18 protein-coding genes and 1 pseudogene are annotated in these 15,969 nt (G+C 65.6%); 6 read left to right on the top strand and 13 right to left on the bottom strand.

The genetic code is table 11. The features are described from left to right. A complete protein-coding gene (locus IWX62_RS02380) occupies positions 1-1,020 on the top strand; it encodes a Gfo/Idh/MocA family protein (protein WP_196839737.1) in 1,020 nt (339 codons plus the stop codon). Here the strand turns inward: IWX62_RS02380 and ald are convergent, their stop codons facing one another. After that, complete coding sequence (ald, locus tag IWX62_RS02385; RefSeq protein ID WP_196839738.1) at positions 1,021-2,130, bottom strand: alanine dehydrogenase; 1,110 nt, start codon at positions 2,128-2,130, stop codon at positions 1,021-1,023. Between the two features lie 276 nt (positions 2,131-2,406). Here ald and IWX62_RS02390 point away from each other — a divergent pair, with 276 nt between their 5' ends. Then, a complete protein-coding gene (locus IWX62_RS02390) occupies positions 2,407-3,618 on the top strand; it encodes a PucR family transcriptional regulator (protein WP_196839739.1) in 1,212 nt (403 codons plus the stop codon). A gap of 9 nt (positions 3,619-3,627) precedes the next feature. On the opposite strand, the gene IWX62_RS02395 is transcribed toward IWX62_RS02390, so the two are convergent. After that, positions 3,628-4,029, bottom strand: coding sequence for a helix-turn-helix domain-containing protein (locus IWX62_RS02395; RefSeq protein WP_196839740.1), 402 nt, complete (start codon positions 4,027-4,029; stop codon positions 3,628-3,630). 167 nt (positions 4,030-4,196) lie between these two features. On the opposite strand from IWX62_RS02395, the gene IWX62_RS02400 reads away from it, so the two are divergent. Continuing rightward, complete coding sequence (locus IWX62_RS02400) at positions 4,197-4,463, top strand: hypothetical protein (RefSeq protein WP_196839741.1); 267 nt, start codon at positions 4,197-4,199, stop codon at positions 4,461-4,463. Between the two features lie 122 nt (positions 4,464-4,585). Here the strand turns inward: IWX62_RS02400 and IWX62_RS02405 are convergent, their stop codons facing one another. The 3 genes from IWX62_RS02405 to IWX62_RS02415 form a co-directional block, all read right to left on the bottom strand. Then, positions 4,586-5,350, bottom strand: coding sequence for an SDR family oxidoreductase (locus IWX62_RS02405; RefSeq protein WP_196839858.1), 765 nt, complete (start codon positions 5,348-5,350; stop codon positions 4,586-4,588). A gap of 46 nt (positions 5,351-5,396) precedes the next feature. Beyond that, a complete protein-coding gene (locus tag IWX62_RS02410; RefSeq protein ID WP_196839742.1) occupies positions 5,397-6,413 on the bottom strand; it encodes a PHP domain-containing protein in 1,017 nt (338 codons plus the stop codon). A 226-nt stretch (positions 6,414-6,639) separates the two neighbouring features. Beyond that, complete coding sequence (locus tag IWX62_RS02415) at positions 6,640-7,401, bottom strand: IclR family transcriptional regulator (protein WP_196839743.1); 762 nt, start codon at positions 7,399-7,401, stop codon at positions 6,640-6,642. Between the two features lie 208 nt (positions 7,402-7,609). Between IWX62_RS02415 and IWX62_RS02420 the strand changes: the two are divergent. Further along, positions 7,610-8,088: pseudogene (locus IWX62_RS02420) on the top strand (malate synthase A); the annotation flags it as partial. 75 nt (positions 8,089-8,163) lie between these two features. Here the strand turns inward: IWX62_RS02420 and IWX62_RS02425 are convergent. The 7 genes from IWX62_RS02425 to IWX62_RS02455 form a co-directional block, all read right to left on the bottom strand. Then, entirely contained in the window at positions 8,164-9,027 is an 864-nt protein-coding gene (locus tag IWX62_RS02425; protein WP_442859223.1) for an ABC transporter permease, read from the bottom strand. Continuing rightward, positions 9,011-9,988: an ABC transporter ATP-binding protein gene (locus IWX62_RS02430; protein WP_196839745.1), complete on the bottom strand. Its 978-nt coding sequence runs from the start codon at positions 9,986-9,988 to the stop codon at positions 9,011-9,013. Before IWX62_RS02430 ends, IWX62_RS02425 begins: the two co-directional genes overlap by 17 nt. After that, on the bottom strand, positions 9,985-11,136 hold the full coding sequence (locus IWX62_RS02435; RefSeq protein WP_333483149.1) for a LolA family protein: 1,152 nt from the start codon (positions 11,134-11,136) through the stop codon (positions 9,985-9,987). The genes IWX62_RS02430 and IWX62_RS02435 overlap by 4 nt, the downstream gene beginning before the upstream one ends. 290 nt (positions 11,137-11,426) lie before the next feature. Then, positions 11,427-11,687, bottom strand: coding sequence for a hypothetical protein (locus IWX62_RS02440; protein ID WP_196839746.1), 261 nt, complete (start codon positions 11,685-11,687; stop codon positions 11,427-11,429). Then, positions 11,677-11,973, bottom strand: coding sequence for a hypothetical protein (locus IWX62_RS02445; RefSeq protein ID WP_196839747.1), 297 nt, complete (start codon positions 11,971-11,973; stop codon positions 11,677-11,679). Before IWX62_RS02445 ends, IWX62_RS02440 begins: the two co-directional genes overlap by 11 nt. Then, entirely contained in the window at positions 11,970-12,272 is a 303-nt protein-coding gene (locus IWX62_RS02450; RefSeq protein WP_196839748.1) for a hypothetical protein, read from the bottom strand. The genes IWX62_RS02445 and IWX62_RS02450 overlap by 4 nt, the downstream gene beginning before the upstream one ends. A gap of 88 nt (positions 12,273-12,360) precedes the next feature. Next, the gene (locus tag IWX62_RS02455; protein WP_196839749.1) at positions 12,361-13,002 is read right to left on the bottom strand and encodes an NUDIX hydrolase; all 642 of its coding nucleotides are present in this window, start codon (positions 13,000-13,002) and stop codon (positions 12,361-12,363) included. Between the two features lie 60 nt (positions 13,003-13,062). Between IWX62_RS02455 and IWX62_RS02460 the strand changes: the two genes are divergently transcribed. Further along, positions 13,063-13,863 (top strand): MBL fold metallo-hydrolase, encoded by an 801-nt coding sequence (locus IWX62_RS02460; RefSeq protein WP_196839750.1) that lies wholly within the window; start codon positions 13,063-13,065, stop codon positions 13,861-13,863. 16 nt (positions 13,864-13,879) lie between these two features. Here IWX62_RS02460 and IWX62_RS02465 read toward each other — a convergent pair whose 3' ends face one another. After that, complete coding sequence (locus IWX62_RS02465; RefSeq protein ID WP_196839751.1) at positions 13,880-14,341, bottom strand: hypothetical protein; 462 nt, start codon at positions 14,339-14,341, stop codon at positions 13,880-13,882. Between the two features lie 796 nt (positions 14,342-15,137). On the opposite strand from IWX62_RS02465, the gene IWX62_RS02470 reads away from it, so the two are divergent. Beyond that, entirely contained in the window at positions 15,138-15,968 is an 831-nt protein-coding gene (locus tag IWX62_RS02470) for a DUF1206 domain-containing protein (RefSeq protein ID WP_196839752.1), read from the top strand. Position 15,969: the final 1 nt, after the last annotated feature.

Here is a 15,969-nt window from a genome sequence, read left to right on the forward strand (position 1 = left end):
ATGACGACAATCCGCACAGCAGTCTTCGGTTATGGTCTCGGCGGACGCGTGTTCCACGCTCCCTTTATCCACACTGATCCCCGGTACTCCCTCGATGTCATCGTCACCTCCGACCCGGCCCGGAAAGCTGAGGCGGAGGTGCGGTATCCCGGCGTTCGCGTGGTACCGACGGCTGCCGACGCGCTGGCCCTGGCCGCTGACCTTGACCTCGCGGTCATCAGCACCCCGCCCGCCACTCACGTCCCCCTCGCCGAAGCCGCGCTGGAAGCTGGACTCGCCGTCGTTGTCGACAAGCCCTTCGTCGTTGACACGGCGGACGGCCGTCGCCTGATCGAGCTGGCTCGATCGCGCGGGAGCGCCCTGAGCGTCTTCCAGAACCGCCGGTGGGATGGAGATTTCCTGACCATTCGGAAACTTATCGCCGACGGCACCCTCGGCACAGTGCGCCGGTTCGAGTCCCGGATGGAGTCGTTCAAACCGGCGGTTTCGAAGCCCTGGAAGGGGGCAGCGGCAGGCGACGGCGGCGGCATCCTCTACGACCTGGGACCGCACCTGATCGATCAGGCGCTGCAGCTCTTCGGGCCGGCCGAACTGCAATACGCGGAACTAGCTGCGCATCGCGGCGACGGGGGACCTGACGACGACGCCTTCCTGGCCCTGCGGCATACCAGCGGCACGATCAGCCACCTCTGGATGAACGCCCTGGCGCCCCAGGCGGCACCGCGGTTCCGGGTGGTCGGTTCCGAGTCGGCGTACTCGAAGTGGGGCGTCGACGTGCAGGAGCCGTCCATCGTGGCCGGGATGCTGCCGACTGATCCCACCTATGGTGTGGAGGACGAGCTGGCCTGGGGACTTCTGGGGTTCGATGCCGCCGCCACCAAGGTCCGCACCGAGAAGGGCGCGTATCCGGAGTTCTATCAGCTGATGGCGTCAGCGGTGCTCGATGGAGCTCCGGTACCGGTTGATCCGCAGGACAGCCTTGCTGCCCTGCAGATCATCGAGGCCGCCCACCGGGGCTGATCAGACCAGTTCCCGCCAGCCGGCGAGGGGCAGACCATGCGCCTCGGACACCGAACGGTGTGCCACCTGACCGGCGGCGATATTCAGGCCCTGGGCCAGGGCAGCGTCGGACTCGAACGCTGCCCTGACGCCCCGGTTGGCCAACGCAACCGCGTACCGGAGCGTTACGTTGGTCAGCGCGTAGGTTGACGTATTGGGCACAGCGCCAGGCATGTTGCCGACGCAGTAGAACAGCGAATTGTGCACCACGAACGTGGGGTCCTGGTGTGTGGTGACATGTGAGTCCTCGAAGCAGCCACCCTGATCCACGGCGATATCCACCAAGACGCTGCCTGGCTTCATCCGTGAGACCATCTGGTTGGTGATGAGCTTGGGTGCGCGGGCACCGGGGACCAGCACGGAACCGATGACGAGGTCCGCGTCCAGGATGGCCCGCTCAATCTCGAAGGCGTTCGAGGCGATGGTCTTCACCCGTCCCGCGTACAGGGCGTCGAGTTCCCGCAGCCGTCCGATGTTGATATCGAGGATGGTGACCTCTGCGCCGGTTCCGACGGCCATGGCTGCCGCGTTGGTGCCGGCAACCCCTGCCCCAAGAACCACGACCTTGGCGGGCCGCACCCCGGGAACGCCGCCCAGGAGCAGCCCTGGGCCGCCTGCGGGGGCGGTCATGACCTGTGCCCCGACCTGCACCGACAACCTTCCCGCCACCTCGGACATTGGTGCGAGGAGCGGCAGGGCGCGGCCGTCCTGAACCGTCTCGTAGGCGATCGCCGTCACTCCCGACTCCATCAGGGCCGTGGTGAGTTCCGCCTCGGCGGCAAGGTGCAGGTAGGTGAAGAGAATCAGACCGGCGCGGAACCGGTGGTATTCCTCGGCGATGGGCTCCTTGACCTTGAGCACCATGTCAGCCCGCGCCCACAACTCGTCGGCTGACTCGACGATTTCCGCCCCTGCCGCCGTGTACTCGTCGTCGGTGATGTTCGAACCGGTTCCAGCACCCCTCTCAACGAGCACAGTGTGACCGGTAGTGCAGAATTCATGCACCCCCGAGGCAGTGATGGCTACGCGAAATTCGTTGTTCTTGACTTCCTTAGGAACGCCGACGATCACGGGGTTCTCCGTTCACTCGTTGAGATGCTGAGGGAGGCTTGTGGCCCGACTCCCAGCCTACGGACCGTTCAGGACGCAAGAACAGGAGTCCAGTGACCGCATTCCGCTCAAGGGTGGACCGAAGAGGCTGCTGTCCCAGCGGATCGCCGGGATACACGGCGCCTGCGGCATGTGACCTGACTCACTAGCACAGATCCAGGAACCATCGAAGTCGACAACTGTCGATCTTTTGCGCATCAATTGTCGTCTCGCCGTCACCGCCATTAGCATGAAGCGATGCAGGCAGACGGGGTGGACACAGCGGTGGAGACCATCGCCGCCCAGCTGAACCGGGGTCTCTCCCTGGAGGATCTGGACGGTGTCCTGCTGGCGTACAGCAGTCACCAATCAGCGGCGGACCGGGTACGGGTCAACTTCCTGCTCAGCAAGAAGGTGCCGCAGGACGTCAGTCAATGGCAATTGCAGCACGGTATTGCAACGGCCGTCAGGCCGGTCGTTCTGCCCGCTAACCCGTCGCTCGGGATGCTTGGCCGGGTTTGTGTTCCGCTGCTGGTGCGCGGGTTCCGGGTGGGTTACCTCTGGGTTCAGCAGGACTCGGAGGAAGCGACACCCCAGGCCATCCTGCGCCAGCTCCCCGGCGTGCGCGGTGAGCTGGATCGGCTGGCGTCCCTCCTGCTGGAGGGCAACACTGCAGCGTCCGAATACCGCCGCAAACGGGAGAGTACGTTCCTGGCTGCGTGTGACGGAACGCCAGGGGGTATCGACGAACTTGCCGGCTGGTCGGAGCTCCACAACACAGCTCCGTGGCAGGTGGCTGTTCTCCTCGCGCGGGGCGAACTTCCGGGACCGTTTGACCCGCAGGCGAGCCTGTTGACTCACCGTACTGCGGCCCTGCAGGCGACGGTGGGGGTGAGGTCGGTGTTGTTCAGCGCCGGAACCCCTACGGTCGCTGTCCTACTCCTGACCGGCGAGGGAGGGGCGGGGGGATACACCGAGATTCTCCGACGATACGACCAGGAACTTGCCAAACGTGAAGGCGGCGACGCCGGGACGGCCCTCCTGGGTCTCAGCGAGCAGGTCCCGGATCTTCGGGACTTGCCGGGAGCCTTCGCCCAGGCCCGCCAAGCCGTTCAGGCCAGTGCGGTCGACGGGGGGCTGGGACCAGTCACCGACTACCGGGCCACGGGGTGCTACCAGTTCCTTGCTGCGGGTGGCTGGAAACTGACGTCAACCAAGTCGGTCTACTTTGCTGAGCTGGAGGAACACGACAAGAATGCCGAGCTCCTGCCGGTCCTTGAGCTGCTCTACGACAAGAACGGATCGGTTCAGGATGTGGCGACGCAGCTTCACCTGCACCGCAGCAGCGTCTACAACCGGCTCTCCCGCATCCGGTCAATCATTGGTGCTGACCCACTCAACGGGCAGGTACGCCTTGAGCTCCATCTTGCGCTCAAGGCACGGAAATGGTCGCGTCGCCCGAGGATCTAGCCCGCCCATTTACTCGGGGACTATTTCCTTTACCCGGCCGCCCTTCTCCGTTTTCTGTGTGGCCAGCCAGTCAGTAATGTCCTGGGATTTAATCCGCCGGTGTGTTCCTCGATATTCCACCGGGATAACTCCAGCATCGGTGAGATTCCTTAAATAAGTGGGAGAAATTCCCGCCGCGGCCGCTGCCTGCGACGTGCTGAGCGTCTCCGCGGCTGACGCGGTGGTGACCGCGTCGCCGGCGGCAAACCGGAGGAGGAGGTCAACTACAGCATCGCGGGCGCCCGGCGGCAGCTTCACCGCTGTCCCGTCGACAAACACCGTGACGTCGTCATTCTCGGCGAGAGCCCGCCGTAAGGACGTCGCCTCGCCGGCCGGCAGGGCCTCGGTGGTGAGGGGAATACGGATGACCATTTCTCTATTCTGCCAAAGTTTGTCAAAAGTGGAACATTCAACCGAATTCTTTTACACCCTCGTAACACCTATCCCTTCCGCAAATGTTGTGGCGGGACTAGTGTGGGGGCACCTCATTAGAGGCAGGATTAGCAGCGCTTGAAATATCACTGGCTGGAGTGATTCCCATGGCAATATTTAATCCCTACGAATCTGATCGAACTCGTGCGCCCGCTGGCGCTGTCAGGGAACGCGACCCCGGGTTGCCGTGGTGCACTGCGTGTGACACCGGCGAGTTCCTCATCTACGAGGATTTCGTTCCCGCCCGGCTGGCAGCCAGGGAGGACGAATCTCATGCCGCCTGCGTCAGCTATTCCTGTTCGGTCTGCGGTAGGTTCAACGGGCACGAGGTTCCTGCACTCTGGAATCCCCCCAACTGGTTCTGGTACTCCTGATCGGGTCCCCGTCTGCCAAGTATTGCCCCAACCGCAGGAAAGTGGTGGTTCCACAGCGAACGTGCTGCCCGGCTACTTTTCTGCGCCCACTAGCCTCGCCTTTCGTCTAGCCCCGCCCTTTGTCAGCCTCGTCCGACGAAAGGCATCCCGCTGGCGGTGATCAACAGCGAGCCCACCGACGCCGACGCCGGTAGCTGAGCCATCAGGAGCACCGCACGCGCCGCCTCTTCCACTGGGAAGGTGGGCTCCGGGCGGCGCGAACCGTCAGCCTGCAGGGCGCCACCGCTGACGCCGATTGTTTCCATGAGCTGCGTGTGGGCGTTCCCGATGTCGATTTGCCCGCAGGTGATGCCGAACGGTCGGCCGTCCAGCTCAATTGACTTGGTGAGACCGGTGATCGCGTGCTTGGTGGTGGTGTAGGCCACCGACAGCGGGCGGGGCGTGTGAGCGGAGATGGATCCATTGTTGATGATGCGTCCGCCCTGCGGGTGCTGGGCCTTCATCAGCCGGACGGCGGCCGCTGCGCAGAGAAAAGCTCCGGTGATATTGACGGCAACGGTATGCGCCCACTCCTCGGGGTTGACCTCGTCCACCGCCCCGGCTGGTCCAAAGACCCCCGCGTTATTGAAGAGGACCGACATGGCGCCGAGTTCCGTTGCGACGTACTCAAACAGGCGTGCGACGTCGTCGGGCCGGGTCACATCGGTCGGCACCACGTGGGCCCGGGGATGACCGGCCGCCGTCTCCTCAAGAGCGGCCCGCCGCCTGCCAGCAAGCACGACGTCGAACCCCGCCGTCAGGAACTGGCGCGCCACCGCCCGCCCGATGCCCGAGCCGGCGCCCGTCACGACGGCGTTGCCGGGGTGGGTGCTCGCTGTGGCGTCCATCTGGTTCTCCTGGGTGGCGGGTTCGGTGTGCAGGACGGCCGGCCGCCTAACCATTGGTCAACCAGTCGAGCAGCCGTTCCTCGGGCCAGGTGGTGATGATCCGGTCGGCGGGTACGCCGTTCGCTTCGGCCCGTTCAGCTCCGTAGTGCAGGAAGTCCAGCTGGCCGGGCGCATGCGCATCGCTGTCGATGCTGAAGAGACAGCCGGCGTCCAACGCCAGCTGGATCAGGTCATCCGGCGGATCCTGTCGTTCCGGTCGGGAGTTGATCTCGACTGCGACATTGTTCTCGGCGCACGCGGCGAATACCACTGCCGCATCAAACTCCGACGGCGGGCGGGTGCCGCGTGCTCCCTGCACCAGACGGCCGGTGCAGTGGCCCAGGATGTTGGTCTGCGGCTGCCGGATGCCGCCGAGCATCCGCCTTGTCATCGTGGCGCGGTCGGCGCGCAGTTTCGAGTGGACACTGGCGACGACGACGTCGAGCCGCCCCAGCAGGTCGGGGGTCTGGTCGAGGGTGCCGTCCTCGAGGATGTCGACTTCGATCCCGGCGAGCAGCCGGAACCCGTCGGCGTCGTCATTGAGCCGCTCCACCAGCCCGAGCTGTTCAGTCAGACGTTCGGCGCTGAGCCCATTGGCGATAGTGAGGTTCGGTGAATGGTCAGTCAGGGCGAGGTATTGGTGGCCGAGCGTCTGGGCAGCCTGAGCCATGAGGTGGATGGGACTGCCACCGTCCGACCAGTTGCTGTGGCTGTGCAGGTCTCCGCGAAGCTGCTTCCGCAGGGACTGGCCGCCCGTAGTCAACGGCTCAGCTGATTGCTCTCGGAGTTCGGCGAGGTAATCGGGAACGGCGCCCCCCACTGCCTGGGACACTACCTCGAAGGTGCGGGCGCCGATCCCCTTCATCTTCTTGAGCCGACCGTCCCTGGCCCGGGCCAGGAGGTCAGCGGCGGAGAGGTCCTCGAGTGTCTCGGCGGCGTTGCGGAAGGCTTTGACCTTGAAGGTAGGCGCTGCCTTGCGTTCGAGCCAGAAGGCTATTTCGTTGAGCGCGTCGACGGCATCCATACTCCACCTTACAAACATCCTGGGTGACACTGCTCGTTCGCGACGTCGGGCTGTGTGCCTCGGTCTCGCGGAGGCGCTCAAATCCAGCCCTCGAACATCCCGGTGGTCCCAACGAAGGCCAGGGTTCGGCTAATGCGGGAGCCAGTGGGGTCCACCGGACCGGGAGGTCATCGAGGATGATACTCCGCGCAGCACATCCCGTGAATCCGGGACGGGCCGGACGCGGTCAGGTGGTGACGTTCAGCTCATCGGCGATGGACCGGACCGCCGCACGGAGCAGGGGGACAGCCTTTTCAGCGAAACGCTCATCGACGCGGGACGCCGGACCGGAAACCGAGATGGCGCTCGGTGTCGGGGCGTTGGGCACCGCCATGGCGAAACATCTGACCCCCAGCTCCTGCTCCTGCTCATCAATCGAGTACCCGCGCTCGCGGATGAGGTCCAACTCGACCAGCAGGTCCTCGATGGTACTCAGGCTCTTGTCGGTGGGGGTGGGCATGCCGGCACGGGCAACGATGCTGCGGACGGTGTCGTTGCTCAGTTGCGCGAGGATGGCTTTCCCGACGCCGGTGTCGTGGGTGTGGGCACGGCGGCCCACCTCAGTGAACATGCGCATCGAGTGGGGGGAGGGCACCTGGGCGATGTAGATCACCATGTCCGAGTCGAGAACGGCCATGTTCGAGGTTTCCCCGAGGCTATCCACCAGGTGCTTCAGCTGCGGACGGGCCAGGGCGCCGAGCTGCTTGTTCGCGCCCTCGCCGAGGCGAATCAGGCGGGGGCCGAGCGCGTAGCGGCGGTTGGGGAGTTGCCGGGCATAGCCCTTGGCGACCAGGGTGCGCAGCAGGCGGTGGATGGTCGGCAGTGGGAGATCTGTGGAGGAGGAGAGTTCGCTGAGGGAGACTTCACCGCCGGCGTCAGTGATGAGTTCGAGCAGCTCGAAAACCCGCTCGACGGACTGCACTCCGCCGCCAGCCGCTTTCTCAGCCATGTGACACTCCCAGCTCTTGAGCTTCCGTTGGCAGTCTTCGTCTGCGATAGGAAACCATTTTCTGACTATCCTACTTTCCACTGAGTGGAATTGGGAATCCAATGAGCTTGCGATTCCATCTGTCAGATAATTTTATCCATAATATGAAATCGGGTAGTGAAAGAGTTTGCATCGCACCTTCCCGTATCGCAGTCGCAGCAGCGGCTACCGCCGCGTGGAAATGACCGGTCCGGCGTCACCTGCCAAGATGGCTATCAACGCCCTGGACTCGGGCGCCAAGGTCTGGCTCGACGACCTTGGGGATGCAAGTGCTCCCACTTGGCACAACGTCATCGACGCCCAGCTGAACCTGTTCGACGCCGCCCGCGGTCAGCTCAGCTACACCTCCCCTGAGGGCAAGGAGTACGCCCTGCGCACCGATGTGCCACTTGCCGTTGTCGTCGCGTGTCCCCGCGGCTGTGGAATGACGTGTTCGTCTTTGCCCAGGACTATGTCGGGGTACTCCAGGGGTCGGTCCGTGCGACGGTTCTGATCGAGACCATCCCTGCGGCGTTCGAAATGGAGGAGATCCTGTTCGAGCTGAAGGACCACGCGTCGGGCCTGAATGCCGGCCGCTGGGACTACCTGTTCAGCATCATCAAGTACTTCCGCGACGGCGGCAGCGCCTTTGTTCTGCCCGGCAGCGCCCCGAGGTCGAGGTGACCGCCGCGCAACTGCTCGACGTCGCGGCGGCTGCCGGAGGCCGAGGGTTCCCGGCAGCCCTCAAGCGAGGACATCCCGCGAGGTGAACCTGCCGTAGGCGAGTGCGCCGAACACCAGGACATAGCCGGACTGGAGGAGGGCGTTCGCCGCGAAAGACGACCACTCGATCGGCTGCCGGAGCAGGTCGGCAAAGCCGAACCAGTAGTGACTCAGGAGCCAGGGATGGAGCACTTCCAGCTGGGGAAGCTGGCCCACCACCTGGGAGACCACGGAGACCACCACGGTGGCTGCCATTGCGCCGACCGGCACGTCGGTGAGGGTCGAGATGAACAGGCCAATGGCGCACAGGCCGGTCAGTGACAGGGTGACATACGCACAAATCAGCCCCGACCGCAGCAGGGACTCGCCGATGCTCACGGTGTCGCCGGACAGCAGGGTCACTGGTCCCACCGGGAAAAGGGCAGCGCCGATCAGCGTGCCAGCCAGGACGACGGCGAGCGTCGCGGCCAGACAGAAGACCACCGCTCCTGCGAGCTTGACGGCGAGAAGCCGCCCACGGCCCACCGGGGCGACCAGCAGGTAGCGCAGCGTCCCGGTGCTCGCTTCGCCGGCAATGGTGTCACCCGCCACCACGCCCACCGTCAGGGGCAGGAACAGCGGAATCGCCACAGTAATGGCTGCGACGGCCACGAACAGACCGTTCTGGGTGATCTGATCAAGGAATGCGGGCCCTCGGCCGGTGGGTGGACCCGACGTCAGCCGGACGGCCACGGCAATCAGGACGGGGATCGCGGCGAGGGCCAGGAGCAGGGCCCAGGTGCGCCGACGCCGGAACAGGATTGCCAGCTCGGAGGCCATGAACACCATCCCCGAGGCGGGGCGTTGGCTGGCCCGCTGCGCTGGCTCGTTACTGGACAACGTCAAACCCTTCCCCGGTAAGGGACACGAAAAGCTCCTCTAGTCCCACTTGGTCAACGGCAAATCCGGTCACCCGCACGTTGCCCGCAACGAGGGCGGCGACGATGGTTTCGGGTGGCACGTGGTCGGCCAGCGGCGCTGTCACGGCTGACCCCAGATGCGGTGTGTGACGGGTGGGCGTCGACTCCATTGGCTTGAGTCCCAGGCCGGTCAGTACCCGCCGGCAGTCCGCCGGGTCAGGGGTCAGCACCTCGATCCGGGTTTCCCCGGCGGCGCGCAAGTCGCTGAGCGCCCCCTGGGCGACGAGCTGGCCCGCCCGGAGGACTGCCACGTGGGAGCAGATCTGTTCCACTTCGGCCAGCAGATGGCTGGAGACGAAGACCGTGGTGCCTTCGGCTATCAGCGAGTGGACCAGATGACGCACCTCACGCGTTCCCTGCGGGTCGAGCCCGTTGGTGGGTTCGTCGAGCACAATGAGGTCCCGATGGGTCAGCAGTGCATTGGCGATCCCCAGCCGTTGCTTCATCCCGAGAGAGTAGGCCCCCACCTTTTTGTCAGCTGCCTGGGACAGGCCCACCCGTTCGAGCGCCCGGCTGGTGCGGGCGCGCCGGGTCGACGGGTCGACCAAGCGGTCCGCGGCGTCGAGGCGGTGCAGGTTGGCGCGGCCCGACAGGAACGGGTAGAAGCCCGGACCCTCGACCAGTGCTCCCACCCGGGGGAGCACCTCGGGGAGGAACCGGGGGATGCTGCGGCCCAGCACCTCGACGTCCCCGGATGTTGCCGAGGCAAGTCCCAACAGAATGCGGATCGTTGTGGTCTTGCCGGACCCGTTGGGGCCGAGGAAGCCGAAGACCGACCCCTTTGGCACTGACAGGTCAATGCCGCCCAGGACAGTCTGCCCACCAAATCGTTTGGTGAGGCCACTGGTCTGGACGACCGGCCCCTCCAGGAACGTTTCCTTGCTCACTCGCCGTCGGCAACTGCCTGGAGACGGTCGGCGGGCACCGATCCGACCAGAACCCGCCCGTCATCGGTCAGGAGGACGTTGAACAGGCGGGTCTGGAGGAGGTGGCCGCCGTCGACCGGGGTGCCCAGCTGATCGATCATGCCGGCCACGGCCGGATCAGCGGTGGCGGAGTTCCCGGCGGGGAACTCGGTGACGGTCGCCCACCCGGTGCCAGTCGCGCTGGGTTCAGCAGCATCGGTGGGTTCGGCAGGATCAGTGGGTCCCGGAGTGTCCTTGGCCTGTTTGTCGGCTGTGCGGTGCTGGGCCTCATCCGGCGCCTCGGTCACCGTGGCGCCGTCCGGCGGGGTGAAGTCGAAGGTCCCGGCTGGGGGCGCTTCGAAGGAGATGTTCGTGTAGGCAATGCTGAACGCCGGGGTGGATGCGCCGGCGGCGGCGACGCTGACCGCGAGCGGGAGCCCCGTCTCGGCGTCGACATCGATGGTGATCGACTCCATCAGGGTGTCTGCGGCCCGAGGGGTAAGAACCAGCTGGTAGGCGGCACGTCCGGCGACCATCCGGTCCGATCCGACTGCTACCTCGGTGGACGGATCGGCCTTCTCCAGGAAGAGGGCGGCGAGCCGATCCGGCGTCGGGACGTCAGAGAGCTGTTCGGCTCCCTGGTCGTGGTCCGGAACAGTTGAGTGGACCGCCGAATTTTCTTCCGAGTCGTAGAACCACAGATCGGCGCCGTTGAGGATGATGTTGCGTTCGGCCATGTCGTCGAGCACCTGCACGCGGGCCTGCGACGGTCCGTCGAGGTAGATCCTGGCCGTGTGGGGCGCGGTAAGCATCTCCAGGGCAGTGCTTTCGGGCGTCCCCGCGGCGGGGCCGTCGGACCCTGTTTCCGCCCCGGGGGCTGGGCTGATGGCTGCGCCGCCGGCCGCTCCGCCGAGCAGGGACAGGTCGGGGAGCCCAAGGTCGGAGGTCTGTTCAACGGTGCCGGAGAGCGCGTCGACCGAGTGGCTGGCCGCGAGCTCCAATACCTCGGCGGCGCTCAGATCGGGGAGATCCACCGCAGCGTTGGCGGTCAAGGGGACCACGAGAGCCCCGGCTCCAAGTACACCGGTGATCGCCACGGCTGGCATCCAGTTTCGCCACGTACGGGTCATGGTCTCTCTCCCTTGATCAGCTTGCGCCGCAATCAGAACGGGTACCTCTGGACAATACTCCCGTTTCCTGTGAATTCGATCTGAATATTCCCGTCCGCACCACCTGCTAAGGCCCCGCGGTACCCCAGCGACCGCGGGACCCGTCCCATGGCGGGACGCCGCACCTGTCGGAAACGGCGACCCACCGGGGCGGAATGCCGGGGTTAGACAGTTGGCGTGCGCTGACCTCGGGCACGTTCTTCGGGACGGAACAGATCCGTGCCTAACGTCTAGTTCAGCTAGCGGGGCCCTCAGCGGCGTCGTGCACCCATTAGATAGCCCAGCACCCCCGCGCCGACGGCGGTTCCCATGACCAGCAAGGCGGTGCCCAGCGGCCGGGTGAAGGCTCCGGCGCTGAAGGGGGTGTGAACGACGCCCGGAGGTGAGCCGACCCCGGCCGCGACGAGATCCGACCCGACGGCGATCAGCACTCCCACCATCAGGAGGCCAAGGCCCACCAGCAGGATGACTGTTGGTCCGCTGATCCTGGACCGCTTCACCTCATTGGTCATTGGCTGACTCCTTGCCCAGCCGTAGGCCAAGAGCCGTTGCACTCACCAGGAGGCCGCCCACCAGCAGGACCCCGCCGCCGATGGCGAGACCATCGGAGAAGGAGAACTCGCCGTCGAGCGCAATGACGAGGTCTGAAGAATAGGCAGTGCTCGCTTCTGCCTCGGGACCCGGGAGTTGCAGCACGATCGGGGTGACGCCGAACAACAAGGACACCCCGCCGAGGATCAGTACCGCCGCCACAACGAGAAGCCAGCCGGCGGCCGGCCGGATGGTGGAGGAACTCATGGCGCGCGCCTGCCGCGGAAGAAGCCGAAGGCCCCGGCGATCAGGACCAGGCCCAAGCCAGCAAGGCCCAGGCCGAAAATCTCGCCCGCGGTCGGCCCCGGGAGCAGCACCGCGTCCGACAGCGGCGCATAGGCGAACCAACCAAACTCGACTGGCGGTCGTGTCACGGCCGCGGTGATCAACAGAGCAAGCCCGACGACGGCTGCACCCAGCCCGCCCGCAAACACCTTCTGAGTACGGATCCAGTTCACAGTTCCCCCATCGACGCGCCGCGGCAGCAGCGACCCTGATCCAGACACTACTGCCTCCCGGCCCTAAAGAGTCGAACCTGTGAACGGGAATTGCAGCACGAACAGACGACGTGACCCAGGGTGGCGGGATGGGCCGCTACAGGCTACCCACCGGGGAGATCCGGCGCGGTACCCGCAGTACCGCGTCGAGGGCCACCGTTAGGCTTCCCGGCAACGAGGCCAGCTCGACCAGGAGCTCCTCGGTGGGTCGCATCAACTCGACCCGGCCGTCGGCAGCCCGGGTGAGAATGTCCTTCACCGGGGCCCAGTGGGACGAATCGGCCTCCGTGGTGCGATGTTGCGGATCGTGCGTGGGCGCGAGCACGGTCAGATAGAAGAACGTGTCGAAACGCTTGCTGAAGCTGGTGGGGGTGATCCAGTTGGCCCACGGTGTCAGGTCCGCAGGGGTCAACACCGCCCCCGTTTCCTCCTGCACCTCCCTGACCGCTGCGGCCAATAACACCCCTGATGCCTCCGACGGGTCGTTCCAGCCACCGGCCGCAACGCTGGTCTCCCCCCAGCAGCGCGCGTGGGCCGCGAGCAGAGCCTTGGGGGCCGGGTGGGTGCGCGCCGCCTGATGGTCGACGTCGTCCACCCGACCGCCTGGAAACACCACGGCTCCCGCAGCGAAGTCCATGCTGTGCGAGCGGTTCTGAATGAAGATCTGGTCGCCGCGCAGCATCAGGACACTGACGGCCAGCCGGGGAACCGCCGGGTCTGGGCTGGGGGATGTCCTCATGCAGCGCACTCTATCGGACCGGGGCGGCAGCGGAGGGGAGCAGGTCGCTAAGGTAGACGCATGCCAAGCCCCACTGACTCCGGCCTGATCACCAGCAGCGCCCTGGCCCGGTACCGGCTCGCGCCCAACCCGGGCCCCATGAGCCTGGAGGGCACCAACTCCTACGTTCTCGCGGCACCGGCCGGGGGAAGGGGTCGCCGGCCGGTGGTCATCGTCGACCCCGGCCCCCTGGACGAGGAGCACCTGGCCGGTCTCGCCAGCGCCGGGCCCGTTGAGCTGGTCCTCATTACGCACCGCCACCGCGACCACACCGAGGCCGGTGAGCGCTTTCACCAGCTGACCGGTGCTTCGGTGCGGGCAATGGACCCCGCACACTGCCACGGGGGAGATCCTTTGGTCGACGGTGAAGAGATCACGGCGGCGGGTGTTCGCATCAGGGTTCTCGCCACCCCGGGGCACACTTCGGATTCGGTCTGTTTTCACCTGCCCGACGACGGCGATACCGGGTCCGTCCTCACCGGCGACACGATCCTGGGCCGCGGCACCACGATCATCGACTACCCCGACGGACGCCTTGGCCCGTATCTCGACTCGTTGGCGAAGCTGAACGCGCTGGGCCGGGCTGTTGTGCTGCCCGCCCACGGGCCGGTGCTGCCGGATCTGGCGGCCGTTTCGCTGGCCTACCGGCAGCACCGGGATGAGCGGCTGGACCAGATTCGCGCGGCGCTCGCCCGCGTCGGGGCCGGTGCTACTGTGCAGGATATTGCCGACCTGGTCTACGCCGACGTCGACTCCTCGGTCCGCCGTGCCGCTGAGGCGTCGGTGGCGGCTCAGCTGGACTACCTGAGCAACCCCGGTTAGACGATCGGGTGGCGGATTACCTGAAGATGCGCGGGCGGCCCGACTGCTCCGGGACCCGTTCCGCCATGCGGTAGGCGGTGCCGCCGTCGTGCCGCTTGAATTCCAGCAGGTGCAGGAGGGACGCCAGGCAGAGTGCTATGCCGGCCATCTCGAGGGTCTCCTCGATCAGGACCAGGGCGAAGAAGTGCCAGGTCATGCCGTTGTTGTTGATCCAATAGCCCCCGATGGTCTCGACGACGACAGCGCCTGCGACGAAGGTCGCGCCCGCCAGAATGATCCCGTTGCGGACCGAGGGGGGAAGCGAGAGCACTAGCCTGAGCAGGAGAAGGACCAGCACCGCGGCGATCGCGATGCCGGGAATGATCCAGGTGAAGCCGACCTCGAACGGCAGCAGCAGGGCAATCCGGCCGCCGATCAGATCGAGACGCTCGTGGAGTTCGAGGGTTTCGTCGAGGGAGAAGAAGACGCACGCTGGCAAACAGCCACCACGATTTCCGGAATCGTGGTGCTTTGCGGGCGAAGTAGCCGGCGACCACTCCGGTGAGGATCCATAGCCCGGCGCTGAACCAGGTGGGCACGTTGATTTCCCGGCCGACATCGAAAAAGTAGAACCAGAAGTGGATTCGCTCAAAGTTCTCGGGCGTTGAGAAATGGATGGCCAGCCACAGGGCACCGCTCAGAAAGCTCAGGATAGTGACGGGGATGGCGAGGACCAGGGCCGACTTGATCAGCCGGATACGCGTCCAGTCATCGGCTGGCGTCGCATTGATGGACGGATCCTCGACGTCGAGTGGATCCGCCTTGTCCAAGGAACTGCTCATAGCTTCCCCCCCCTGATGATCGACGCCCGTTGCGTCGTTGCCAGCTTAGGGATGCTGCATGAGACGCAGATGAGAGACGCCGTGAACATCCCATCTACGAAACGGCACGCCCTGTGCCGGCCGCTCGAGGCGCGCTACCGCCGTCGCAGGCCCTGACGGTAGCACCGCGGTTTATCGGTGGGCGGCGAACGCCGTAGAGAAGCCTGGCGATTGCCCTTGACATTGACGAGGTGGAGGACCGCTGGGGGAAGGGGACGTACGCGCAGGGTGATGCCTGGTGGCAGTCGAAGTCCGAGGCCGAGAAGGCTCCGTTCGCTGTCGAAGGAGTATGAGGTGGGGCGCCGGAAAAGTGGCGGGGACGCAAACGAGTGGTGGGGCAACCACTTTGCTGCGGCCCCGCCACTATCCTGGGGCCAGTAGGGTGGAATCACCGGCCGAAAACGAGGAGCGTTGATGTCCACCGAGGAGACCAGCAGGCCCGAGACCCTGGCCGACGCAGCGGAGGAGCTCTCCGACACCGTGGCGCTGGACGTCGTCGCCCGTTTCGGGTTCGCAGTCCTGGCGGTGGTGCACATCCTGATCGGCGTCGTCGCACTGCAAATCGCTTTCGGTGGGACCGGGCAAGCCGAACCGACCGGCGCGCTGGAGCAGCTGGCAACCGGCATCGCTGGCCCATGGACCATGTGGGCATTTGCAATTGGCTGCGCGGGTCTCGCCCTGTGGCAATTCAGCGAATCTACCCTTCGCGCCCGCCGTTTACCCGTGGGAAAACGCCTGGCCAAGGCCATCTCGTCCGGGTCTCTGGTTGTCATCTACGGCAGCATGGCCCTCACGATGGCGCGGTTCGCTATCGGGAACGAACCGGATTCGAGCGAGTTCACCAGGGACTTCACGAGGTCGATGATGGCCCACCCGCTGGGCATTTCTGTGGTTCTTGTGGTGGGCGGAACCGTGCTCGGAATCGGTTGCTACTTCGTGGTGAAGGGTTTGCGGCGATCATTCAGGCCGGAGTTGCAGCACTTCGAGAACTCGCGCCGCGGCGCAGTCATCGATGCGCTAGGGGTGGTGGGTCACGTGGCCAAAGGGGCCGCCCTGATTCTGGTGGGCCTTCTATTTGCGGTTGCCGCCCTCACCAACCGGCCGTCCCAGTCAACCGGTCTGGACGGCAGTCTCAAGGCGCTGCAGGACCACCCGTTTGGCGACGCGGTACTGGTTGCGATTGCTGTGGGACTGATCTGTTACGGAATCTTCGCCGTGATTCGCGCACGGTTCGGGCGGATGTAGG

Origin of the sequence: Arthrobacter sp. CAN_A1 (assembly GCF_015751665.1) — a bacterium.
Classification (GTDB): domain Bacteria; phylum Actinomycetota; class Actinomycetes; order Actinomycetales; family Micrococcaceae; genus Arthrobacter_D.